General features: G+C 69.0%; 17 protein-coding genes and 4 pseudogenes. 11 read left to right on the top strand and 10 right to left on the bottom strand.

Going from position 1 to position 19,890, the window contains the following annotated elements; translation table 11 throughout:
- Positions 1–29 precede the first annotated feature (29 nt).
- The 5 genes from ACH4TL_RS17835 to ACH4TL_RS17815 form a co-directional block, all read right to left on the bottom strand.
- On the bottom strand, positions 30–965 hold the full coding sequence (locus tag ACH4TL_RS17835) for an acyl-CoA desaturase (protein ID WP_398315036.1): 936 nt from the start codon (positions 963–965) through the stop codon (positions 30–32).
- Positions 962–2,737: a fatty acyl-AMP ligase gene (locus tag ACH4TL_RS17830; RefSeq protein WP_398315034.1), complete on the bottom strand. Its 1,776-nt coding sequence runs from the start codon at positions 2,735–2,737 to the stop codon at positions 962–964. Before ACH4TL_RS17830 ends, ACH4TL_RS17835 begins: the two co-directional genes overlap by 4 nt.
- A gap of 58 nt (positions 2,738–2,795) precedes the next feature.
- A complete protein-coding gene (locus ACH4TL_RS17825) occupies positions 2,796–3,539 on the bottom strand; it encodes a thioesterase family protein (protein ID WP_398315032.1) in 744 nt (247 codons plus the stop codon).
- Between the two features lie 257 nt (positions 3,540–3,796).
- Positions 3,797–4,690, bottom strand: a complete 894-nt coding sequence (locus ACH4TL_RS17820) for an alpha/beta fold hydrolase (protein WP_398315030.1) — start codon at positions 4,688–4,690, stop codon at positions 3,797–3,799.
- Positions 4,691–4,830: 140 nt separating this feature from the next.
- Positions 4,831–6,024: a cytochrome P450 gene (locus tag ACH4TL_RS17815; protein WP_398315028.1), complete on the bottom strand. Its 1,194-nt coding sequence runs from the start codon at positions 6,022–6,024 to the stop codon at positions 4,831–4,833.
- A gap of 391 nt (positions 6,025–6,415) precedes the next feature.
- On the opposite strand from ACH4TL_RS17815, the gene ACH4TL_RS17810 reads away from it, so the two are divergent.
- The 3 genes from ACH4TL_RS17810 (at position 6,416) to ACH4TL_RS17800 (ending at position 9,933) form a co-directional block, all read left to right on the top strand.
- A complete protein-coding gene (locus ACH4TL_RS17810) occupies positions 6,416–7,852 on the top strand; it encodes a DHA2 family efflux MFS transporter permease subunit (protein ID WP_398315026.1) in 1,437 nt (478 codons plus the stop codon).
- A 130-nt stretch (positions 7,853–7,982) separates the two neighbouring features.
- On the top strand, positions 7,983–9,146 hold the full coding sequence (locus ACH4TL_RS17805) for a thiolase family protein (protein WP_398315024.1): 1,164 nt from the start codon (positions 7,983–7,985) through the stop codon (positions 9,144–9,146).
- A gap of 334 nt (positions 9,147–9,480) precedes the next feature.
- Positions 9,481–9,933, top strand: a complete 453-nt coding sequence (locus ACH4TL_RS17800; RefSeq protein WP_398315022.1) for a winged helix-turn-helix transcriptional regulator — start codon at positions 9,481–9,483, stop codon at positions 9,931–9,933.
- A 281-nt stretch (positions 9,934–10,214) separates the two neighbouring features.
- Here the strand turns inward: ACH4TL_RS17800 and ACH4TL_RS17795 are convergent.
- Positions 10,215–10,358, bottom strand: a pseudogene (locus ACH4TL_RS17795) (flavin reductase family protein); the annotation flags it as partial.
- A 556-nt stretch (positions 10,359–10,914) separates the two neighbouring features.
- Between ACH4TL_RS17795 and ACH4TL_RS17790 the strand changes: the two are divergent.
- From ACH4TL_RS17790 to ACH4TL_RS17780, 3 genes and pseudogenes are all read left to right on the top strand, one after another.
- The gene (locus tag ACH4TL_RS17790) at positions 10,915–11,772 is read left to right on the top strand and encodes an SDR family oxidoreductase (RefSeq protein ID WP_398315020.1); all 858 of its coding nucleotides are present in this window, start codon (positions 10,915–10,917) and stop codon (positions 11,770–11,772) included.
- A gap of 345 nt (positions 11,773–12,117) precedes the next feature.
- On the top strand, positions 12,118–13,038 hold the full coding sequence (locus ACH4TL_RS17785) for a hypothetical protein (RefSeq protein WP_398315018.1): 921 nt from the start codon (positions 12,118–12,120) through the stop codon (positions 13,036–13,038).
- A gap of 8 nt (positions 13,039–13,046) precedes the next feature.
- Positions 13,047–13,327 (top strand): annotated as a pseudogene (locus ACH4TL_RS17780) (aldehyde dehydrogenase family protein); the annotation flags it as partial.
- On the opposite strand, the gene ACH4TL_RS17775 reads toward ACH4TL_RS17780, so the two are convergent.
- Positions 13,315–14,232 (bottom strand): helix-turn-helix domain-containing protein, encoded by a 918-nt coding sequence (locus ACH4TL_RS17775; RefSeq protein WP_398315016.1) that lies wholly within the window; start codon positions 14,230–14,232, stop codon positions 13,315–13,317. The pseudogene ACH4TL_RS17780 and the gene ACH4TL_RS17775 overlap by 13 nt on opposite strands.
- Positions 14,233–14,335: 103 nt before the next feature.
- Between ACH4TL_RS17775 and ACH4TL_RS17770 the strand changes: the two genes are divergently transcribed.
- Genes ACH4TL_RS17770 through ACH4TL_RS17760 form a run of 3 tightly spaced genes read left to right on the top strand, consistent with a single transcriptional unit; the run spans position 14,336 to position 16,368 of the window.
- The gene (locus tag ACH4TL_RS17770; RefSeq protein ID WP_398315014.1) at positions 14,336–14,527 is read left to right on the top strand and encodes a hypothetical protein; all 192 of its coding nucleotides are present in this window, start codon (positions 14,336–14,338) and stop codon (positions 14,525–14,527) included.
- Positions 14,524–15,390: an NAD-dependent protein deacetylase of SIR2 family gene (locus ACH4TL_RS17765; RefSeq protein ID WP_398315012.1), complete on the top strand. Its 867-nt coding sequence runs from the start codon at positions 14,524–14,526 to the stop codon at positions 15,388–15,390. The genes ACH4TL_RS17770 and ACH4TL_RS17765 overlap by 4 nt, the downstream gene beginning before the upstream one ends.
- 51 nt (positions 15,391–15,441) lie before the next feature.
- Entirely contained in the window at positions 15,442–16,368 is a 927-nt protein-coding gene (locus ACH4TL_RS17760) for a protein-ADP-ribose hydrolase (RefSeq protein WP_398315010.1), read from the top strand.
- Here ACH4TL_RS17760 and ACH4TL_RS17755 read toward each other — a convergent pair.
- Both ACH4TL_RS17755 and ACH4TL_RS17750 read right to left on the bottom strand, forming a co-directional pair.
- Positions 16,307–16,771 carry an SDR family NAD(P)-dependent oxidoreductase gene (locus ACH4TL_RS17755; protein WP_398315007.1) on the bottom strand — a complete coding sequence of 155 codons (465 nt, stop codon included), beginning with the start codon at positions 16,769–16,771 and terminating at the stop codon, positions 16,307–16,309. The two genes, ACH4TL_RS17760 and ACH4TL_RS17755, sit on opposite strands and share 62 nt — an antisense overlap.
- 156 nt (positions 16,772–16,927) lie before the next feature.
- A pseudogene (locus tag ACH4TL_RS17750) lies at positions 16,928–17,170 on the bottom strand (sugar ABC transporter permease); the annotation flags it as partial.
- A 1-nt stretch (position 17,171) separates the two neighbouring features.
- Between ACH4TL_RS17750 and ACH4TL_RS17745 the strand changes: the two are divergent.
- Both ACH4TL_RS17745 and ACH4TL_RS17740 read left to right on the top strand, forming a co-directional pair.
- Positions 17,172–17,553, top strand: a pseudogene (locus ACH4TL_RS17745) (MFS transporter); the annotation flags it as partial.
- Positions 17,554–17,664: 111 nt separating this feature from the next.
- Positions 17,665–18,657 carry an LLM class flavin-dependent oxidoreductase gene (locus tag ACH4TL_RS17740; protein WP_398315005.1) on the top strand — a complete coding sequence of 331 codons (993 nt, stop codon included), beginning with the start codon at positions 17,665–17,667 and terminating at the stop codon, positions 18,655–18,657.
- Between the two features lie 83 nt (positions 18,658–18,740).
- On the opposite strand, the gene ACH4TL_RS17735 is transcribed toward ACH4TL_RS17740, so the two are convergent.
- Positions 18,741–19,751: a sugar phosphate isomerase/epimerase family protein gene (locus tag ACH4TL_RS17735; RefSeq protein WP_398315003.1), complete on the bottom strand. Its 1,011-nt coding sequence runs from the start codon at positions 19,749–19,751 to the stop codon at positions 18,741–18,743.
- Positions 19,752–19,890 lie beyond the last annotated feature (139 nt).

The raw sequence follows: 19,890 nt of genomic DNA, 5'->3' as shown, positions 1-19,890 counted from the left end.
AGCCGCAGCGCTGCTGGCCGATGACACGCTCAGCTCCTCTTCTCTTGCGGGCGCAACTGTTCGGGATAGCGCGCGCCGGATACCAGACCGAGTGCGTCGAACACCCGGATGACGGCCCCGGTCGGATCGATCTGCCACAGTCCGTGCCGGTTGTGTGCCAGGGAGGGGCGGGCGTGGTGGTTGTTGTGCCAGGAGCCCCCCACGGACAGCACGGCGAAGGGCGCCACGTTCCTGCTGTTGTCGCGCGTGCGGTAGGGCCGGTTGCCCAGGGTGTGACCGACGGAGTTCACCCCCCACGTCACGTGGTCGAGCAGGAAGATGCGGGCCAGCCCGCCCCACAGGAAACCGCCCAGCGCTCCTCGAACGCTACCGGTGAAAAGCCAGCCGAGGAGCGTCGGCAACGCGAGCCCGGCCAGCACCCAGACCAAGTAGTACTGGTTGAGGCGCATGACGAGCCGGTCCCGCACCAAGTCCGGCGCGCGCTTGCTCCAGTCCTGCCGGCGCACACTGAACAGCCAGCCGACGTGTCCGTGCCACAGACCCCGCAGACGGGCGGTCCAGCCGTCGCTCAGCGGCCGCGGGGAGTGGGGGTCGCCGTCGCGGTCGGTGAACGCGTGATGCTGGCGGTGGATGGCAACCCAGAACACCACCGGCCCCTGGGCCGCCATGCTGCCGGCTATGCCCCAGAAAGCGGTTACGGCCGGCCCCGCGGAAAACGAGCGGTGCGAGAAGAAGCGGTGAAAGCCGCCTTCCACGCCTAGCGAAGTGATCATGTACATGACCACCAAGACCGCGCCGTCCAGCAGGGTGAACCCATACCGCACGGCGAACACGATGGCCGCGATCATGCCAAGGGTCGGCACCCCGACCGTGATCCAGGCCAGTCGGCGGGCCGCGGCATCCACCTTCCCGGCGATCTCCGCCCCGGGATCCGGCAGACCGGCGTTGACATCAGCCGTTGTCATGACACCACCGCCCGATCCCCCACCGCGACGGGCGGAAACGCACTCAGAGTGCCGGCCAGGTAGGCGTCACGGGTCGCACGGCGCCGGACCTTGCCGCTGGTCGTCATCAGGACCGTGCCCGGCGGGCCGAAGTGGAGCGCCGCGAGACGCACCCCGTGGTCGCCCGCCACCGCCGAGGTCACCCGCTCCCTGAGGTCGCTCTCCTGCGCCGTGAAGTCCCGGGGTGTCCCTCGGTACTCGGCGACCACGACCACGTCCTCCTCGTCCCGCGCCGGATTGTGCACGGAGAAGGCCGCCGTCCGGCGGACCAACGCGTCCGCCTGGAGCACCGACCGCTCGATGTCCTGCGGATGGAGGTTGCGGCCACTGACGATGATCAGGTCCTTGATCCGTCCGGTCACGAACAGCTCCCCGTCGAGCAGGAAACCAAGGTCGCCCGTGCGCAGATGGACGGGGCCGCCGGTGCGGCCCTGCGGACGGGCACGGAAGGTCCGATCGGTCAGATCCGGGCGATGGAGGTAACCGGCTGCGATGTTGGGGCCGGTCACCCAGATCTCACCCACGCGGCCGGCGGCAAGGGGCTCCGACGAATCGGGATCGACGATGATCACTTGGTGGCCGTCCGCGATCACCCCGCAGCTCACCACGGCTGTCGCGTCGGCCGGGTCCTGGGTGTCGGTCCGGCGGACGGCGCCCGCCTCCAAGGCCTTCTTGTCCAGCCACTCGGTACGGATGCCGGTGCTTCGCTCCGGCTTGCCGGACACGAACAGGGTCGCCTCGGCCAGTCCGTAGCACGGGATGAGCGACGACAGGTCGAATCCGCAGGCGGGCCCGAACCGCTCCGCGAACCTCTCCAGGGTCGCGATCGACACCGGCTCACTGCCGCAGAAGACCTGCCGCAGGGTACTGAGGTCCAGCGTCGCCAACTCGTCGTCGCTGACCGTCGTGGCACACAGATCGAAGGCGAAGTTCGGTCCGACGCTGATCGTCACGCGATTGTCGGTGATCGCCTTCAGCCACCGGTAGGGATCCTGCACGAAGTGCATCGGGGACAGCATGACCAGCGGCCAGCCGCCGTACAGCGACAGCATGATGGTGCCCATGAGGCCCATGTCGTGGTACGGGGGCAGCCAGGAACAACCCACCCGGTCCGCGTCGAAGCCCATGTGGACGTCCAAGACCCGGCAGTTGGCCACGAGATTGGCGTGGGTCAGGATGATGCCCTTCGGCTCCCCCGTCGACCCCGAGGTGTACTGGAGCAGGGCCGGATCCGCCGCCCGGAGCCGGCCGGAAGGCTTGGCGTCCCCCTGGACGAACTGCTCGTCCGGAAGGATCCATTCCAGTGACCGGGCGGATTCCGGCAATCGCTGCCGATACTCCATGACCTGGCCCGCGAATCCGGCGTCGGTCAGCACGGCCACCGGGGCGCAGTCCTCCACGATGGTGAGGAACCGGCTGGTGGCGCGGCGCCCGAAGGGCGGAAAGGACGGGACGGCGGTGCAGCCCGCCCTGAGAATGCCGAACAGGCCCGCCACGTAGTCGAGTCCGGGAGCGAGGGCCAGGATGATCCGTCCGCCGCTGAGTCCCCGGCTCTCCAGGTCGGCGGCGACCGAGTCGGCTCGTGCGGCCAGTTCGCCGTACGTCCAGTCGACCGCGTGCTCGCTCGTCCCGTCCTTCAGGAAGCGGTAGGCGAGCCGATCGGGCTGCGTCCGCGCCCGTTCGTACAGAAGGTGCAGCAGGGAGGGTAAGGCGTGCTGATCCAGTGCTTCCACAGACAGGGCCCCCGAGTCAGTAGTGTGCCGAAGAAGAGGTGTGGGACCAGCAGGGTCATCAGGTGCGCAGGATGCGCAGTTGGTGACCGGTGCCCAGGAGCGCACCGTCACGCCCCCAGACCTCCATGTGCTCATCGATCCAGCCGCCGACGCTCGAGGCCGACGTCCTCGCGCGCACGAGGATCCACGGTGACGCCGCACCGACGAGTCCGTCGGCGGGCCGAACGGTCAACTCGATGGTGGGCGCCAGCGCGAGAGTGGAGAGCGTCGCCGTGTACGAGGGCGCCAGGGCGTCCATGAGGAAGATCAGGCGCAGCACGTCCGGCGGGTCGTCGTCTTCCAGCAGACGCACCCAGGCGATCAGCTCCGGTTCGGTTCCTCCTCCGTACGGGCGCGCCGCACCAACCGGGCGGATCTCCATGCTGGCCGCCACGGGGACGAACTCAGGCGGGATCGTCAGCACGTCGCAGTCCTCAGGCGGCGGCGCCTGTGGCGCGGTCGGCGCCACGGCGTCCCACACGGGCTCCGTGGGAACCCCGTAGACCGCCGACGCCTCGATGTGCACGCCCTTGTCGCTCTCAGCACGAGCGGACACCACCGCCGTGCTCCGTCCGGAACGGATCAGCGAGGCCTTGACGTCGAAACCTGTTCCGATCGCCCTGTCGAACCGTCCGGTGATGCTCTGCAACTGCAATCCCGGTACCTGCTCACGGGCGGCAGAGGCAAGCAATGCCAGAGCAAGCCCGCCGTGAAATCCACCGAAGCCATTGAGCCTACTGTCCGCGGTGACCCAACCGGTCACCGGTTTCCTTAACAGCATTCCTGGTTCGCCCGAATCACGAGCACTTGGAATACGAGGCATACCATTGATACTACCGGCCCCATGCGCATGACACAACGGCATATTTGAAGCCCGCGACAACCTGGGGAAAATTCGGCGAACAAAGAAAATACCCCGCCCATTCACTGCGATGGGCAGCTGGTTCGCGAGGTCGGTGCCGGGCATCCGCCCACCGGCGGCCGCGCCATGGCCGCTTCGGGCGGTGCCTGGCGCTCCGGTCAGCCGAAGAAATCGACGAACGCCGATATGACGGCTTCCGGCTGCTCCTCGACCAGGTAGTTCCTGGTGTCTGCCACCTCCACCACCTCTGCCTGCTCCGCTTGTTCCGGGAGCACCTTCTGCATGTACTCGAAGAACCCCCCGTACGCCAGGCCCAGAGTCGGCACGGTCAGCTTGCCGTACCCGTTGAAGTCCTCGATGTCCTGCTGGTACGCCTGGAACCACGCCTGGCTGGCGCGGATCGCCTCGGGAGCGGAGTAGGCGGCGGCGTATACGTCGCGATCGAAGGATGTGATGGCGTCCGCGTTCCGGAGGCTGAGGCCGAACATGTAGTCCACCATGTGCCGATACCGGCCCGCCAGCAGCTTCTCCGGGAATTCCGGCACCAGATTGAAGGCGAGCCACCAGCGATGCGGAGGCGTATCTTCCGGGCGCGGCATGATCCGGAAACCGTAATAGCTCTCATCAATGTGTGTGGTGTTCAGCAGCGCCAGCCGCCCAGTGGCCGAGGGATGATTCGCCGCGTGACTGAATGCCACCATGGAACCGATCCCGTGGCCCGCTATGTTGACCCGTTCATACCCCAGTTGACGACCCAGTTCCCGGATATCAGCCGCCATCGACTTCTTGTCGTAACCCGATGCCGGCTTTCCTGAACCCCCCATTCCGCGAATGTCGACGGCTATCACGCGGTAGCGCTCCGCCAAAGCGGGCATCACCTTTCGGTACTCCCACCATGTCTCAGGCCATCCGGGAAGGAGGATCAGCGGCTCACCCTCACCGCCGCTCACGTAGTGCAACCGGACCCCATTGACCTCAGCATGGGCGCTCGTGAAGTCCCCGTCGAGGGACGCCGCCAGTTCGGTGTCAGTGGCCACCGCGTTCGTCGACACGTCACGTCCTTTCATCTGTGCTTCGTTGTCGCTGGATGGAACGGTGGCGCGGCCTCATGCGAGAGGGCCGCGCCGCGCCGGAGAGTGCGCGAGGCGCCACCAGGCCCGCGGGCACGGGCGACCTCGTGGGGGAACGCCGGTCAGACCGTCGTGACGAGGAGCCGGTCGTGGCCACGCTGCACGATCTGGTCCCGGAACGTCGGTCGGCCGGCCAGAGACATGCCGGGAAGTTCCATCAGCAACCTCGGCACGACGGTCTCGGCCGACATCCGGGCGAGTGCGGCGCCCAGGCAGTAGTGCGCCCCGCCGCTGAAGGTCAAGGGCTGGTTGTCGGGCCGCCGCGGGTCGAACACGCCAGGGGCGGCGAACCGGCGGGGATCCCGGTTGCCGGCCGCGATCAACAGGGTCAGGGCAGTCCCTTCTGCAACCTGGACACCGAAGTAGTCCAGGTCCCGGGCGGCAACCCGGTTGAGCGCCTGCACCGCCGGGTCGAAACGCAAGGCCTCGTCCACAAAGCCTGCTGCCGCCTCCGGGTCCTTACGCAGCCGCTCGGCCTCCTCTGCGTGCTCCAGGGCAAGGCGCACCATATTGCTGAGCAGGTCCTGGGGCGCTTCGGCCGCCGCCACGAGCAGAAGCATCAGGTTACCCACGAGCTCCTGCTCCGTCAGCTCCTCGCCCGCATCACGGATTCGAACGAACTCGCTGGTCAGGTCCGTTCCGGGGGCAACACGGCGGCGGGCGACCAAGGCGTGGAAGTACTCCGCCAACCGGTCCATGGCGGCGTCGCCCGGTAGCAGCTGGCGCATGTCACCGATGGGCTCGAGCGCGAGGGTGATGTCACCGACCAGCTCGCGCAGGCCCGGCTGGTCCTCATCGGGTATGCCCAGCAGTTCCCCGATCACTCCGGTGGCCAGGCGGAACGAGAACTCGGGCACGAGGTCCACGGTTCGGCCGTCGGCGCCAAGATCCTGGACGTGCCGCACCACGTCGTGCGCCCTGCGTTCCACCATGGGCCGGAAGGCAGCCACACTGCGGGCCGAAAAGGCGCTGGAGAAGAAACGCCGGTACCTCTCGTGGTTCGGGTCGTTGGAGAACAGCATGTTCCTGGTCAGCCATAACCACGACGAGTGCTCGCGCCATCCCGGCAGCTTCGCGTCCTGCACGACGGCGTCCGTGGAAAGCAGGTCAGGGGTGCGCAGGGCCCGCGCGCACTCCTCGTATCCGGTGACGAATACATGGGTGCCGCCCACCGCCACCACCGGCCCGTGGGCGCGCATCTCCTCATAGAGCGGATACGGATTTTGCTTGCCCTCGTAGGAGAGGAGACGACCCATCACGTCGAGGGGATCCGCCAGAGCACTGCCAGGACTCACGCTCACTCCGGTTGCTAGGTGGTACCGGTTCATCCATGCGAGGTGGTACAAGCGGCGCCTACGCTCCGCAACGCCTTCAGGGCGGTGCCCGAACGACAGAAAGTGCTTCCGCACCGAGTTGGTGGTGGAACGACTCAACCCGATCAGTGAATACCGAACAGTAGCAACCGCCCACGGAAATGGGCAACCGGTTACCCCGACCAACAATCAGTGGTTGCGACACACACCCCCCGACCCCCGTTGCACCAGCAAACCCCCTCGCTCACTCATGGTTGCAGCACCAACCGCCCACTGCTACTTTCGCTGCCCGAGGTGAGTTGGAAAATCAAACCCAATCAAGGAGGGAAGCGGTATGGGTGCCTCTGGGGAACAAACACAGGAAACCCCCGACCGTCAGGCATCGCAGGCACCATTCGGCCTGCTCTTCGCCGTCATCGCCGCTGGTGTGGCCATGGCCAATCTGGACGTCTTCATCGTCAACGTGGCCCTGCCGGACATGGGCCGCGACTACTCCGGTGCCTCACTGACCTCGCTGTCCTGGGTACTCAACGCATACGCCGTGGTCTTCGCCGCCTTATTGGTCCCCGGAGGAAACCTGGCCGACCGCACCAGCCCGCGACGTGTCTACCTCGGCGGCATCGCGACGTTCACCGCGGCGTCCGCGCTGTGCGCCATCTCGCCCGGAGTGTGGGTCCTGGTCGCTGCCCGGGTGCTACAGGCAGTCGGCGCCGCGCTTCTCCTCCCCTCGTCCCTCGGCCTGCTGCTGGCGACCGCGCCGCCTGAGCGCCGGGCTGCTTCGGTCCGCGCCTGGACGGCCATCAGTGGCGTGGCCAGCGCGCTGGGCCCGGTCCTCGGCGGCCTGCTCACCGAGTTGGACTGGCGCTGCGTGTTCCTGGTGAACGTACCGGTCGGGATCGCGACACTACTGATCGGCCGACGCATCCTGCCGCAGTCCCCGCCGCGGCAGGTCCCCCGGCCGGACCTGCTCGGTGCCAGTGTGCTCACCATCGCCATCGCAGCCGTGGCCCTCGGACTGGTGAAGGGCGACGAGTGGGGCTGGGGCTCGGCCGCGTTCCTCTGCTCGCTGGGCGTCGCGGCCGTACTGCTGCTGTGGTTCATCAGGCGCTCGGCGACGCACCAGTCGCCGGTCCTTCCGCTTCCGCTCTTCCGGCTGCGCGCTTTCAGCCCGGCGTCCTTCGCCAATGTTGTCTTCGCGGTGGCCTTCGCCGCCATGCTCCTGTCGGCCGTGCTCTGGTGCCAGAACGTCTGGCACTGGTCGGCGCTCCGGACCGGGCTGGCGCTCTTTCCCGGCACGCTACTCCCCCCTGTCCTGGCCATCAGTATCGGCCCAGTGATCCGCAAGGTGGGTGCGGGCCCGGTCTCCGCGGTCGGCTGCCTGGTGTTCGCCGTCGGCATCTGGTGGTGGTACGCGCAGATGACGCCCTCAGCCGACTACGCGTCGGCCATGCTGCCGGGCATGCTGCTCACGGGGGTCGGTGTCGGGCTCGCGCTCCCGACCATCGTCACGGCCGCCATCACTGCGCTACCGCCCCATGGGTTCTCGACCGGCTCGGGAGTTGTGACCATGGCCCGTCAGATTGGCACAGTGCTCGGCATCGCACTCCTCGTGGCTGTCATGGGCACGTCCGCGAACGGCGCGCCCGGGAGCGTGGATGCCTTCAAGGACGGCTGGCTCATGACCCTCGTCGTCGCGGTTGCCGCCGGGGGCGTCGGCCTCCTGACCGGCGCGGCCGGACGAGCACCGAAGGCCGCCCCTCAGACGCCCTGACACACATCGCGAAGCCGAGGGCCGTTCCGCCGGCGCGCGGGGTACCGGTCCCATAGCCCCCGCGATGGCAGCGGCCCCGTTCCACCAGCCTTACCGAGTTACCTCCCATCTCGATCGCATAGGAGTCGTTGTGCGTGACGCGGTCATCATCGAAGCGGTTCGTACGCCTACCGGCAAGGGCAAACCTGGCGGGGCCCTGAGCGGGGAGCACCCGGTGAACCTGCTCGCCCGGACGCTGCAAACCCTGGTGGATCGTGCCGGGATTGATCCGGGGCTGATCGACGATGTCATCGGCGGATGCGTGACCCAGGTAGGTGACCAATCGCTCAACACCACGCGCAACGCCGTGCTGGCCGCCGGATTCCCCGAAAGTGTGCCTGCGATGACCGTGGACCGGCAGTGCGGCTCCTCCCAGCAGGCCGCCCACATCGCGGCTCAGGGAGTGATGAGCGGAGCGTACGACATCGCCATCGCTTGCGGTGTGGAGTCGATGTCCCGCGTAATGATGGGCTCGAACGTGCTGCCCGGCACCGATCCGTGGGGGCCGGCGGTAGCTGCGCGCTATCCCGACGGGCTGGTCGGCCAGGGCATCAGCGCAGAGCTGATCGCGGCCCGCTGGAAGATCACCCGCAGCGAGCAGGATGCCTTCGCCTTGTTGTCCCACGAGCGTGCCACGAATGCCTGGGACAGTGGTCACTTCGGCCGGGAAGTGGCGTGGAGCGGACAGCGTGACGAGACCGTGCGCCCCAGCACTACCACTGAGGCACTGGCTGGGCTGAAGCCCGCCTACTACGATCCGCGGATGGAGGAGCGATTCCCGGAGATCGGCTGGACGGTCTCCGCGGGCAACTCCTCGCCCCTCACCGACGGCGCCGCCGCTGTGCTGATCGTGGAAGCGGATGTCGCCCGGCGTCTCGGGCTACGGCCCCGCGCTCGGTTCCATTCCTTCGCTGTGGCCGGAGGCGACCCCCTCTTCATGCTCACGGCCATCATGCCAGCCACGGAGAAGGTGCTGGCCAAGGCAGGACTCGCGGCAACGGACATTGACCTGTTCGAAGTCAACGAGGCGTTCGCCTCAGTGGTGCTGGCCTGGCAGCGGGAGACCGATGTGGACATCGACAGGCTCAACGTGCGCGGTGGTGGCATCTCCGTCGGTCATCCGCTGGGTGGCAGCGGTGCGCGCATCCTGACCACGCTCCTGCACAACCTGGAGGACCATGACGCCCGGTACGGACTGCAGACCATGTGCGAGGCCGGCGGCATGGCCAACGCGCTGATCGTCGAACGCATCTGAGACCCGGCGCTCTGCTGGACACCGGGGCACGGTGAGCAACGTCCCAAACCCTCCACCGGCGAGGCCCTTGCCGACCAGAGCCGCCTGACCGGTACCGGGATATGGTGATCGCGTTCGAGTAACGCGATCACCACGTTCCGCTCGCCCAGAAGAATCCGCCCGGCGGAAGTGGCCGTATCCGGCATACTCGACCGGCCCGAACCGCTTGGCGGTCTCACAGGAGGCGGCACACGGCAGCGGCGTGGCGAAAAGTCACGCCAAGGCCGATAAATACCCCCTCCGCCATGGTTGCGGCCGGCCCCAAGACGTCGGCTGTTCATCTAGAATGGTGGGCATGCCCAAGTCGAGGGCTCCCCGCGAGTGCTCCATCGCCGATGCGCTCGAGATGGTGGGAGAACGCTGGTCACTGCTTGTGGTGCGCGAGTTGATGCACGGAGTGCACCGCTTCGACCAAATCATCCGCAACACAGGCATGTCACGAGACATCCTGGCCACCCGACTGCGCAAGCTGGAGACAGTGGGCGTCATCAAGGGGGAACGGTACTGCGAGCGCCCGCAGCGCTGCGAATACCACCTGACGCCGGCGGGATCAGAACTCGGTGACGTCCTTCTCACCCTCATGCGATGGGGTGACAGGCACCTCAACGCGGACCATCCGCCAGTGGTGCTGCACCACAGCTGCGGTGAGGTTCTCGAACCGGTCGTCGTCTGCCGACACTGCCAGGAGCCGGCCCGCGACCACCTCCACTCCGCGACGGGACGCGGCGTGCTGCCCCGTGAGGACTGAAGCGCGGGACCGTGGAGTGTCTCCTCCGCGCCGCCCACATCAGTTTTCGGGTTCCACATCGTCGCTCCAGGGCCACGGCGAGGCCCTGGCCGACGCCCATACGGAAGACGCCAGCCCGAGTCCGCTGCCGCTGGCTACGCATCCGCGCCCGGTCATCCGGCGCCGGCCGGATTCCCCCCGGGCGCTCGTCGCCGTGCGCAGCAGCCCCACCCCGCCCCGAGGACGGTTGCCCGTCGGTCTGGCCTGGGCTAACGTCCAGCCCACCGATACCGCTTTCCGCAGAACTTCGCAGGCGCCAGATTCGCGGACTGCGTGTCCGGGTTGATGGTGGACACCCAAGCGATCGGCCGGGGCACGACGACCGAGGTCAGCAGCTTGTAGAAGGGGTTACGGCCGACGGTCTCAGGATCAAAGTCGATACGCATACGGCCCAGTATCCGCAACCCTGCCCCTGCGGGACGACTTCGGGATCCCGCCCCAGGCCCGCCGCGGCCGCGTCACCCTCGAACTCTCCGGCCAGCTCTCCGCCTACATCCCGAAGCGCCCCGGCACCTACCTGCGGACCTCTTCCGACCGCTTCGGTCCCGAAGCCGGAGTCGACCGCCAGCACGAAGACGCCGAGGACACCCGCAGCCGCTGCGCTGGGGCCCTCCGCCTTCAAAAAGCGGAAGGTGGTCCGGGACGACGGGCTTCTCTGGCCAGCGGGGTCATCGGCGGAGTGATCTTCTACGACCTGGACCACCTGGTCCGTCAGGCCAGGGACCTGGAAGACCTGATCAACGACAGCGACCGGCACATGGCCCGAACAGCTTCGTCGAGCCGTCCTCGCCGGGACCCGGGCAAGCACCGCCATGCCTTGTCGGATTCTGACCAGGCCCAGTCGCAATCCAGCCTCGTTGCGTGCAGCTCCGCTTCTAGGTTGGAAATGCAGCCCCCCACCGCCGCGACGGAAACCGGATCGGACAGAAAGCGAAGCCGACGATGACCGAATTGCCTGAATCGACCATGGTGGTCACCGGAGCCACGGGACGCCTCGGCGGGCGCGTCGCCCGCCGCCTGGCCGAGCAGGGCTCGGCGCAGCGGCTGCTGGTGCGCAGCCCCGAGCGGGCGCCCGAACTGCCTGGAGCGACCGCGGTCCGCGGCAGCTATGGCGACCACGACGCCGTCGTCCGCGCCCTGAGCGGCACGGAGACCGTGTTCATGGTGTCCGCCTCCGAAAGCGCCGACCGGCTCGCCCAGCACAGGGCGTTCGTGGACGCTGCCGTGGAGGCGGGCGTCGCGCACCTGGTGTACGTGTCCTTCTTCGGCGCCGCACCCGATGCCGCTTTCACCCTGGCACGAGACCACTTCCACACCGAGGAGCACATCCGGGCCAGCGGCCTGGCGCACACCTTCCTCCGTGACAACTTCTACGCGGAGCTGGTCCCCGATCTGGTCGGCGAGGACGGCGTCATCCGCGGTCCGGGCGGGCAGGGGCGGACCGCGTTCGTCGCCCAGGACGACATCGCCGACGCCGCCGCCACGATCCTCTCCGGGCCGGCCGACCACGTCGGCATGGCCTACGACCTCACCGGGCCCGAGTCCCTCACGCTGGACGAGGCAGCGGCCGTCCTGTCCGAGGCGCTCGGCCGCACCATCACCTACCGGCACGAGACCGTCGAGGAGGCGTACGCCTCCCGCGCCCCCTACGGGGTGCCGCGGTGGCAGCTCGACGCCTGGGTGTCCACCTATACGGCCGTCGCGGCAGGCCAACTCGATGGTGTCAGCGACGCCGTGCCCCGCCTCACCGGCCACCCCGCCACGCCCCTCATCGACGCCATCCGCGCCACTCAGGACTGACCCCGTACCGCCCCACCCCGCGACTTCGGCGGCACCCGGCCCGACGGCAGCAGCCCCATCCGCGCGGCCGACGGCACCAGGCTCGGCGGGCGCTTCTTCACTGTCCGTGGTCGGGGCACCGCCAGTCGGTACCGACGGACGTCGATTTCCTGCTCAACGGCCGCGCCATCCGCGGTGTCACCGAGGGCGCAGCAGCCGGAAAGGTGCTCAAGCCGGTGCTGCGCATGACCGTCTGAGCACTACGCCAACGCAACCACATCAACCGCCCCGACGCGCCGCCCTCCGTGCCGCACCGTGCGCCGGGCGGAGAGGAGCATCCCCGTGCCCGTAGGAAGCCGTCGAACCATGGCCATGCTGGGAGCGGCCACGGCCACGCTCGCCGTCATCGGAGCCACCACGGTCGCCACGGCACAACCGGACACCCCGCCCGCGCAGCACCACAACACCGCCACCAAGAAGGAACTGCTGCTGGGGACCAGCCGCTACCTTGAGGCCCTGCTGGCGAACGACCCCTCCAAGGTGCCGCTCGCGAAGAACGCCCGGGCCACCGACCTCGGCAACACCGTGGCCGTCGGCAAGGGCGCCCTGTGGGGCAAGGCCACCCGCTTCCAGCAGCGGGAGACCTTCGCCGACCCCAGCACCGGGTCGACGGTGTTCTTCGGCACGGCGGCCGACAAGGCGTCGCACACCTGGTGGTGGTACGAACTCCGGCTCAGCTTCCGGGGCGGGAAGATCTCCGAAGTCGAGGAGATCGAATACCAGGCGCCCGACACCGGTTTCGGCTCTGAGATCAAGAACGCGCAGGCGCTCGACCCCCTCCTCGACGCCCCCGTGCCCCGCGCGGAGCGGTCCAGCCCTCGTGAACTCATCAAGGTCGCCGACCAGTACTGGGACAGCCTGGGCAGCACCGCTTCCGACCGGGGCTGGAAGACCCCGTTCAGCCCCTCCTGCCAGCGCCGCGAAATGGGCTCGTTCACCACCAACGGACCCGATCAGCTGGCGGGCAGCTGCGTGGGCGGGTTCTCCGACCCCGACTGGCGCTGGAAGGTGGACAACCGTCGCTACTACGTCACGGACCCGGACCGCGGCATCGTCGTCGGCATCGGGATGTTCCACACCGTCAACCCCTCCGCCCCGGGCGTCGAAGGCAAGTCGTTCGCCGTACCGGAGATCTTCAAGGTCGAGAACGGCACCCTGGTGGAACTCGTCGCCAACTTCAACCCGACCGGCGTACAGATCAAGAGCGGCTGGCCGGACCAGCGGTGAAGCCGCGCGCCGACGACAAGAGCGTGGTGGCGCTTGCCAACGACTCCGAAAACGGGCTGACTTGCGGCGTCATCACCGAAAATGCCACCCACGGCCTGACCGTCTCCCCCGCGTCCACACCGGCATCGTGCACATCGACGCACAGTCGGTGGCCGACGAGCCGCACGCGCCCTTCGGTGGCGTCAAGGCCTCCGGGTACGGCCGGTTCGGCGGACGGTGGGGCATCGAGGCGTTCTCCCACACCCGCTGGGTGACCATCGCGACCCGGCAGACCCGCTACCCGTTCTGATCGCCCGCCGGTGAACGCCCGCGGACCGCGTGGCGAAAGTCGGTCGGGGACTGGCCGACCCGGTGCATGAAGTACTTGCTGAACTGGGACGGGTTGGCGAAGCCGAGCTGCTCCGAGATCTGGGCCGCGGCCTGGTCGCTGTGCGCCAGCATGCGCTTGGCCTCCAGGACGACTCGGCGGTCGAGGAACTCCTTGGCGCTGAGCCCGGCCGTGGTCAGCGTGGCCCGGGCGAGAGTGCGCGCGGAATACCCGAGCAGGCGGGCGTAGTCCTCCACGCGCCGGGTGCGGGCGAAGTGTTGCTCGACCGCGTCACGGAATCGCAGGTACGTCTCGTCCGGGTCCGGAGTGGGGCTCCCGACCGGAACCGTGAGATGGGCCAGACGCAACACGAGGACGGCCAGGAGGTGGCGCAGGGCCGCCATGTGCACCTCCAAGGGCAGGTGGCCGAGCGCGTGGAACTCGCGCCTCAGGTGCTCCACGGCGAAGTTCAGGGCCTCGGCATCGTCGGCGATGGGGCTGCTGGCGACCGGTGCGTGCGGGTCATCGACGCGGGCGGCCGTGGCGGTGGCCGTATCGAGGACGTCCTGCTGGAACAGGATCAGCGTGCCTTCCGCTTTCGTGAGGTCGCCCCACTGCTGCACCTGCCCGGGGCGAACCCACAGCCAGGAACCGGGCCGGAGGGCATAGCCGGTGAAATCCACGGTGTGCCACAGATCGCCTGCCGTGAGGGTGAGCAGATGGTGGAAGTGGGGGCGCTGGGGCCGGGTCAGGCGGTGCTCCGGTACGCGCCTTCGCAGATCCGCGAGAGGCATGACCTCGACACCAGCGGGTGGTGTCCCCGCGGGCGCGGCAAAGGGGATCTCGGGAATCTCCCGTGAGGACCCGTGTCTGCTTTTGACCATCATCAGTCGGAAGTGTATCCGGCTCCCCTGCCACTCTCCTCGTACGTTGATGACGTCGCCGCACAAGCAGGGCGCCTCGGGGCAGAAAACGGAAAGGACTGGAGTGATGATGACGAGAGGCCGGCAGGTCCGGCTGACGTACGTCTCCGACGCGCTCTGCACGTGGTGCCATGGCTTCGCTCCGGCCCTGCGCGCGTTCGTCGACGGGTTGAACACGGCCCTCGCCGAGTGCCTGCGCCGCACGTCCGCGGTCCCGTCGGCCCCGTCGGCCCCTTCGGAAGGAATCCCGGAGTCGTGAACACCACGAGCAACACCCACGTCCGCGCGACACAGGCGGACGAGACGAGCCGTACGTGGCTGGAAGAGGCTGACCGGGTCCTGGTCGCGGCCGGCGCGGGTCTCAGCGCTGCCGCCGGATTCGACTACGGCGACGAGGAACGCTTCAAGCATCTGTTGCCCGCGTTGCACCGGCTCGGCCTGCGTTCGCGCTACCTGCTGGGCGCGCCCCTGCCGAAGGACATGATGTGGGGCTACTGGGCCGTCCACATCGAGGACATCCGCTACGGCGCGGGCCCGAACCGCCTCTATCGGAGTCTGCGGGAGCTGGTCGGCGACCGCGACCACTGGGTGATGACGTCCAACGTCGACGCCCTGTTCGTCCGCAACGGCTTCGCGGCGGATCGTGTCTTCACACCCCAGGGCGACTACGGACGCCTCCAGTGCACCGTGCCCTGCACCCGCGAGACGTGGTCCAGCAAGCCGTTCCTCGACGCGATCCTCGCGGCTTACGACCGTGAGAGCGGCCGGGTGACCGACCCGGCCGCCCTGCCGCACTGCCCCAACTGCGGCGCCGACGTCTTTCCCAATATCCGGGTGGGCCCCGAGTTCGTCGACGACACCTACCTGCCCGCCGGCCGGCGGCTGGCCCGCTGGCTGCAGGAGGCACCCGCGGAGAGCACCCTGCTCGTCCTTGAAATCGGCGCCGGTTTCAACACTCCCGGCGTGATCCGCCGCCCCATGGAGAACGTGGTACGCCACACCCCGCGGGCCCGCCTCGTCCGGGTCAACCCCCACCACCCCGAAGTTCCCGCCGACCTCGGGATCCGGGCCCTGTCCCATGCCATGGGAGCGGAAGCGCTCCTCGCCGGATGCGCCCGCTGACGGGCCCTCGCCACCCCGACCCCAGCACAGCACAGCACAGCCGGAGTAGCCATGCCCACCCCTCGCCCCTACGCGGCCGAGCTGCCGCTGGCCGCCTACCGTGCGGCCGTCGCCCTGGACGAGCCGTTCCGGCCGACCGCCGCCCCGGCCCCGGCCGACCGCCTCGCGGACCACGTCCGTGCGGCACTCGGCCTGCTGAGCTCCGACGTCACCCCACACCTGCGCGACGCCGACCATGCGACGGCCCGCCAAGTGCTCAGGGCCTTGCTGACCGTGCGCGCACCGGGTCCCCTGCCCGGTGGCGCGACCGCCGAACTGGACTCCCTGCTCGGCGGCGAACGCATCGCCCGCGCCACCGTCGACGGGCGCCAACTCCCCACCATCAAAGCGATGTTGCCCGACACGCTGTACCCGGTGGCCGACCGCACCGTGCTGTGGCAGGGCGACATCACCACCCTCGCCGCGGACGCGATCGTCAACGCCGCCAACAGCGCCCTGATGGGCTGCTTCGTCCCGCGACACCCCTGCATCGACAACGCCATCCACGACGCCGCCGGGCCCCGGCTGCGCGACGACTGCCACCTCATCATGAGTCGGCAGAACGCACCTGAACACACGGGCACAGCCAAAATCACCCGCGGCTACCACCTGCCCGCCCGGTACGTCCTCCACACGGTCGGCCCCTTCGTCGAAGGCGTCGTCCACCCGTCGCACGAGCACGCCCTGGCATCGGCCTACCGCTCCTGCCTGGACCTCGCCGCCGAGGTGGACACCATCCGCACGCTGGCGTTCTGCGCCGTCAGCACCGGACTCTTCGGCTTCCCCAAAGCGTCCGCCGCTCGCATCGCGCTCCGCACCGTGGCCGAGTGGATGAGCGCCCACCCGGGCCGACTCGACCGCGTGATCTTCACCGTGTTCAGCGAGGACGACCAGGACATCTACCGAACGGTCCTCGGTGGATGTGGGATCCGCCGTTGACGCGAGGTATCCCCGGCCCCGGCCGGGTCGGGAAGGCGATGACGGCGGCCACGTCCTCGACACCGCCGATGCTGCGTACCGGAACGTCCGCGATCATGGCGGCCTTGCGACGGAGTATTTCGCGGGCGAGCGGCCGGGCGAAGCCCAGGAGAGCGGCCTTGGCCGTCGAGCAGACCACTCCGCCGAAACCCCGCTCGGCCATCCCGGACACCACGCGGTGCATGACCAGGAAGCTCCCGCGGACGTCGGCCTCGAAGACCCGGTCCCACTCCGCGGGGGTGACGTCGACGAGGCGGGTCGGGGACGTGATGCCCGCGTTGTTCACGATGGCTCCGATCGGCGGGAGTGCCGCTTCGGCCTCCCTGATCGCGGCGTCGACCGCATCGGGATGGCATCGCCCCACTTGGAGCCGAAGACGCGATCGCCCGCGGAGATGCCGCGACGGCCCGGGAGATCCCGCACGCGCACATGACCTCCGCGATCAAGCAGCCCATGACGACGCCGATGGTGGCGCCTCGCAGCCAGATGAGGGCCCTGCGGCCGGGTCGGGCGGTGGCGGTCATGCGTCCTTCTTTCCTGCGCCGCGGCGCAGCAGCACCACGGTGGCCACGATGACGAGGGTGAACAGGGCGACGAGGGCGGCGGCGAGCCCGTATTCCTGGTAGTCGAAGGTGAGACCGTAGGCGTAGACGTTGAGGGTTTCGGCTTCGAAGTCGGAGCCGCCGCCGGGGCCTTTGGTGGCGTAGAGGATGTCGAAGGTCTTGAGAGCGTCCACGGCTCGCAGGACCAGGGCGGCGCTCAGGGCGATGGCCGTCCTGCGCTACGGCGCGGTCGCGGCCGCCGTCGGGATGACGGTCGTGGCCGTCTCCCCGCGGATATGGGCCGCGTTCGCGGGCTGGGCGCTGTTCGGTCTGGGACTGTCCGGCTGCGTCCCCCGGCTCTTCGGCGCGGCCGGTCGCGTCGACGCCTCCGCCGCCGGCGCCAACGTCTCCCGCGTCGCCGGGCTCGGCTACCTCGGCATGCTCTCCGGTCCCGCCGTCATCGGCTGGCTGACCCATCCCGTGGCACTGAACCACACCTTCCTGCTGCTGACTTCGCTGTGCGTGCGCCATCACCGCCGCGGCCGCCGGAATCCTGCGCACCGGATCCGAACGCCCGCGCGAGATGGCACAGAGCAGCCGGTGACTGCCTGTGCGGCACGGCCCCTGACGCCGTGCCGCACAGCCCCCTCCTCTCGACCTCGTCCGGCCGCCAGACTGGCGGGGAAGAGCCAACCGCCGCCAGAAGGAGCCCTTGATGCCCGAGACAGACGCCACCTCCGCCCGCGGCCGTGTCGGTGTCATGCTTCCCCGCGATCTGCCCGTACGGGACGTGCTGCCCTACGCCCGGCGAGCCGAGGAGCTGGGGTTCGACCAGGTGTGGGTGGTGGAAGACCTCGGCTGGCGGGGCGCACTCGCCCAAGCCGGCCCCGTCCTCGCCAGCACCACCGGCATCACCGTCGGTCTCGGCATCATGCCCGCCGGCGCCCGCAACGTGTGCTTCGCCGCCATGGAACTCGCCACCCTCGCCCAGCTCTACCCCGGTCGCCTGATCACCGGCATCGGCCACGGCATGCCCGACTGGATGCGCCAGGTAGGAGCCTGGCCCGCCAGCCCCCTGACGCTGCTCAAGGAGTACACGACCGCGCTGCGCCAGCTCATGCGCGGCGAGCCCGGCCCGGCGAACGGCCGCTATGTGCGCTGCGAAGGCGTCGTCATCACCGAGACCCCCGACGTCGCTCCGCCGGTCGTCCTCGGTGTACGCGGCCCCAAATCGCAGGCAGCCGCGGGCGAGGTGGCCGACGGGCTCCTCCTGGCCGAACCCGCGGCCCCCGCCTACATCGCCTCCTCGCTACGGCACCTGGGCACTCCCTCGGACACGAGCGCCCCCGAAGTCGTCACCTACGACGCCGCCGCCGTCGATGACGACGAGGACGCCGCTCTCGCCCGCGTCCGCGACGGCCTGAGCGCCATCGGCGAGCCGGACTGGGCCGCGCACATCGATCCCCTGCCGTTCGCCGCGCAGTTCCGCGAACACCGCGCCGCCTGCGCGGACGCCCGGCAATTCGCCCGGACGATGCCCGCCGCGTGGGTGCGTCAACTGAGCATCGCCGGCAACCCCGAACAGGCACGCGAAGCGATCAATGCCCGCCACGCGGCGGGCGCGACCAGCGTCGTCCTCACTCCCACCGGCCCCGACGCCCTGGCGTCCCTCGACTCGCTCGCCCGCGCCCTGGACTCCCGTCCCTGACCTGTGGGGCCGTGCCCTGTCCGGGCACGGCCCCGTCGCCGTACCGCCGGCCCGCCGAGGTTCCTGCCGGACGACAGCCCCTTCTACTGGTTCGAGAAGGCGGCGTCGAAGGATGCCGCAGGTTGTGGCCACAGCAGGGAGCGTACGAAGGTGACCGCCTCCGCGGCGCCGTGCAGCCGGTCCATGCCCGCGTCCTCCCACTCGATGGAGATGGGACCGCTGTACCCGATGGCTTCCAAGGCCCGGAAGGAGTCCTCCCAGGGGACATCGCCGTGCCCGGTGGAGACGAAGTCCCAGCCGCGGCGCGGGTCTCCCCATCCCTGGTGGGAGCCGAGGATGCCGGCCCGGCCGTTGCGCGGACGCAGGCGGGTGTCCTTGCAGTCGACGTGGTAGATGCGGTCCTTGAAGTCGGTGATGAAGCCGACCGGATCGATGTTCTGCCACATCATGTGGCTGGGGTCCCAGTTGAACCCGAAGGCCGCCCTGTGGTTCACGGCTTCGAGCGTGCGCACGCTGGTCCAGTAGTCGTAGGCGATCTCACCGGGGTGCACTTCATGCGCGAACCGCACGCCCTCGGCGTCGAACACATCCAGGATCGGGTTCCACCGACGGGCGAAGTCCTCGTAGCCGGCGTCGATGACGGAAGCCGGAACGGGCGGGAACATCGCGACGTAGGGCCAGATGGACGACCCGGTGAAACCGACGACGGTGTCGACCCCGAGCTTGCGGGCCACCCGGGCCGCCCGTTTCATGTCCTCCGCCGCGCGCTGACGTACTCCTTCCGCGTCGCCGTCTCCCCATACATACGGCCTGAGGATCGCCTCGTGGCGGAAGTCGATGGGCGCGTCACAAACCGCCTGTCCCGCCAAGTGGTTCGAGATGGCGTAGACCTTCAGCCCGTGGCGTTCGAGGATCTCCAGACGGGAGGCGACGTACGCATCGTCCTCATCGGCACGCCGCAGGTCCAGGTGGTCCCCGGAGGCGGCGATCTCCAGGCCGTCATAACCCCACTGCGCGGCGAGCCGGGCCACTTCCGCGAACGGGAGGTCGGCCCACTGTCCGGTGAACAGGGTGACGGGGTGTGTGGAGGTCATGGTTCGGTCCTTGCTCGCGTCGCTGCCGCCATTCCGGGCGGAGGCTGCCGCCAGGGCGTGTGCGTCCGGCTCGGCGCACTCTGCTTCGAGGTCGTGCGCTGCCTGCTTCCTCCGTTGAATCCGGCGTGAGGGGGCCTGG

Source organism: Streptomyces sp. NPDC021115 (assembly GCF_044333065.1).
GTDB lineage: Bacteria > Actinomycetota > Actinomycetes > Streptomycetales > Streptomycetaceae > Streptomyces.
The sequence above is the reverse complement of the archived record's forward strand: the minus strand, read 5'-3'. Positions and strand labels throughout refer to the sequence as shown.

What these genes read in the sequence shown, in the direction of transcription:
- ACH4TL_RS17785 (WP_398315018.1), top strand. Translation starts at nt 12,118, where the DNA reads ATGGCCATGCTGGGAGCGGCCACGGCCACGCTCGCCGTCATCGGAGCC.
- ACH4TL_RS17800 (WP_398315022.1), top strand. Translation starts at nt 9,481, where the DNA reads ATGCCCAAGTCGAGGGCTCCCCGCGAGTGCTCCATCGCCGATGCGCTC.
- ACH4TL_RS17815 (WP_398315028.1), bottom strand. Translation starts at nt 6,024, where the DNA reads ATGGGTCGTCTCCTCTCCTACGAGGGCAAGCAAAATCCGTATCCGCTC.
- ACH4TL_RS17760 (WP_398315010.1), top strand. Translation starts at nt 15,442, where the DNA reads ATGCCCACCCCTCGCCCCTACGCGGCCGAGCTGCCGCTGGCCGCCTAC.
- ACH4TL_RS17770 (WP_398315014.1), top strand. Translation starts at nt 14,336, where the DNA reads ATGATGACGAGAGGCCGGCAGGTCCGGCTGACGTACGTCTCCGACGCG.
- ACH4TL_RS17740 (WP_398315005.1), top strand. Translation starts at nt 17,665, where the DNA reads ATGCCCGAGACAGACGCCACCTCCGCCCGCGGCCGTGTCGGTGTCATG.
- ACH4TL_RS17735 (WP_398315003.1), bottom strand. Translation starts at nt 19,751, where the DNA reads ATGACCTCCACACACCCCGTCACCCTGTTCACCGGACAGTGGGCCGAC.
- ACH4TL_RS17775 (WP_398315016.1), bottom strand. Translation starts at nt 14,232, where the DNA reads ATGATGGTCAAAAGCAGACACGGGTCCTCACGGGAGATTCCCGAGATC.
- ACH4TL_RS17835 (WP_398315036.1), bottom strand. Translation starts at nt 965, where the DNA reads ATGACAACGGCTGATGTCAACGCCGGTCTGCCGGATCCCGGGGCGGAG.
- ACH4TL_RS17810 (WP_398315026.1), top strand. Translation starts at nt 6,416, where the DNA reads ATGGGTGCCTCTGGGGAACAAACACAGGAAACCCCCGACCGTCAGGCA.
- ACH4TL_RS17790 (WP_398315020.1), top strand. Translation starts at nt 10,915, where the DNA reads ATGACCGAATTGCCTGAATCGACCATGGTGGTCACCGGAGCCACGGGA.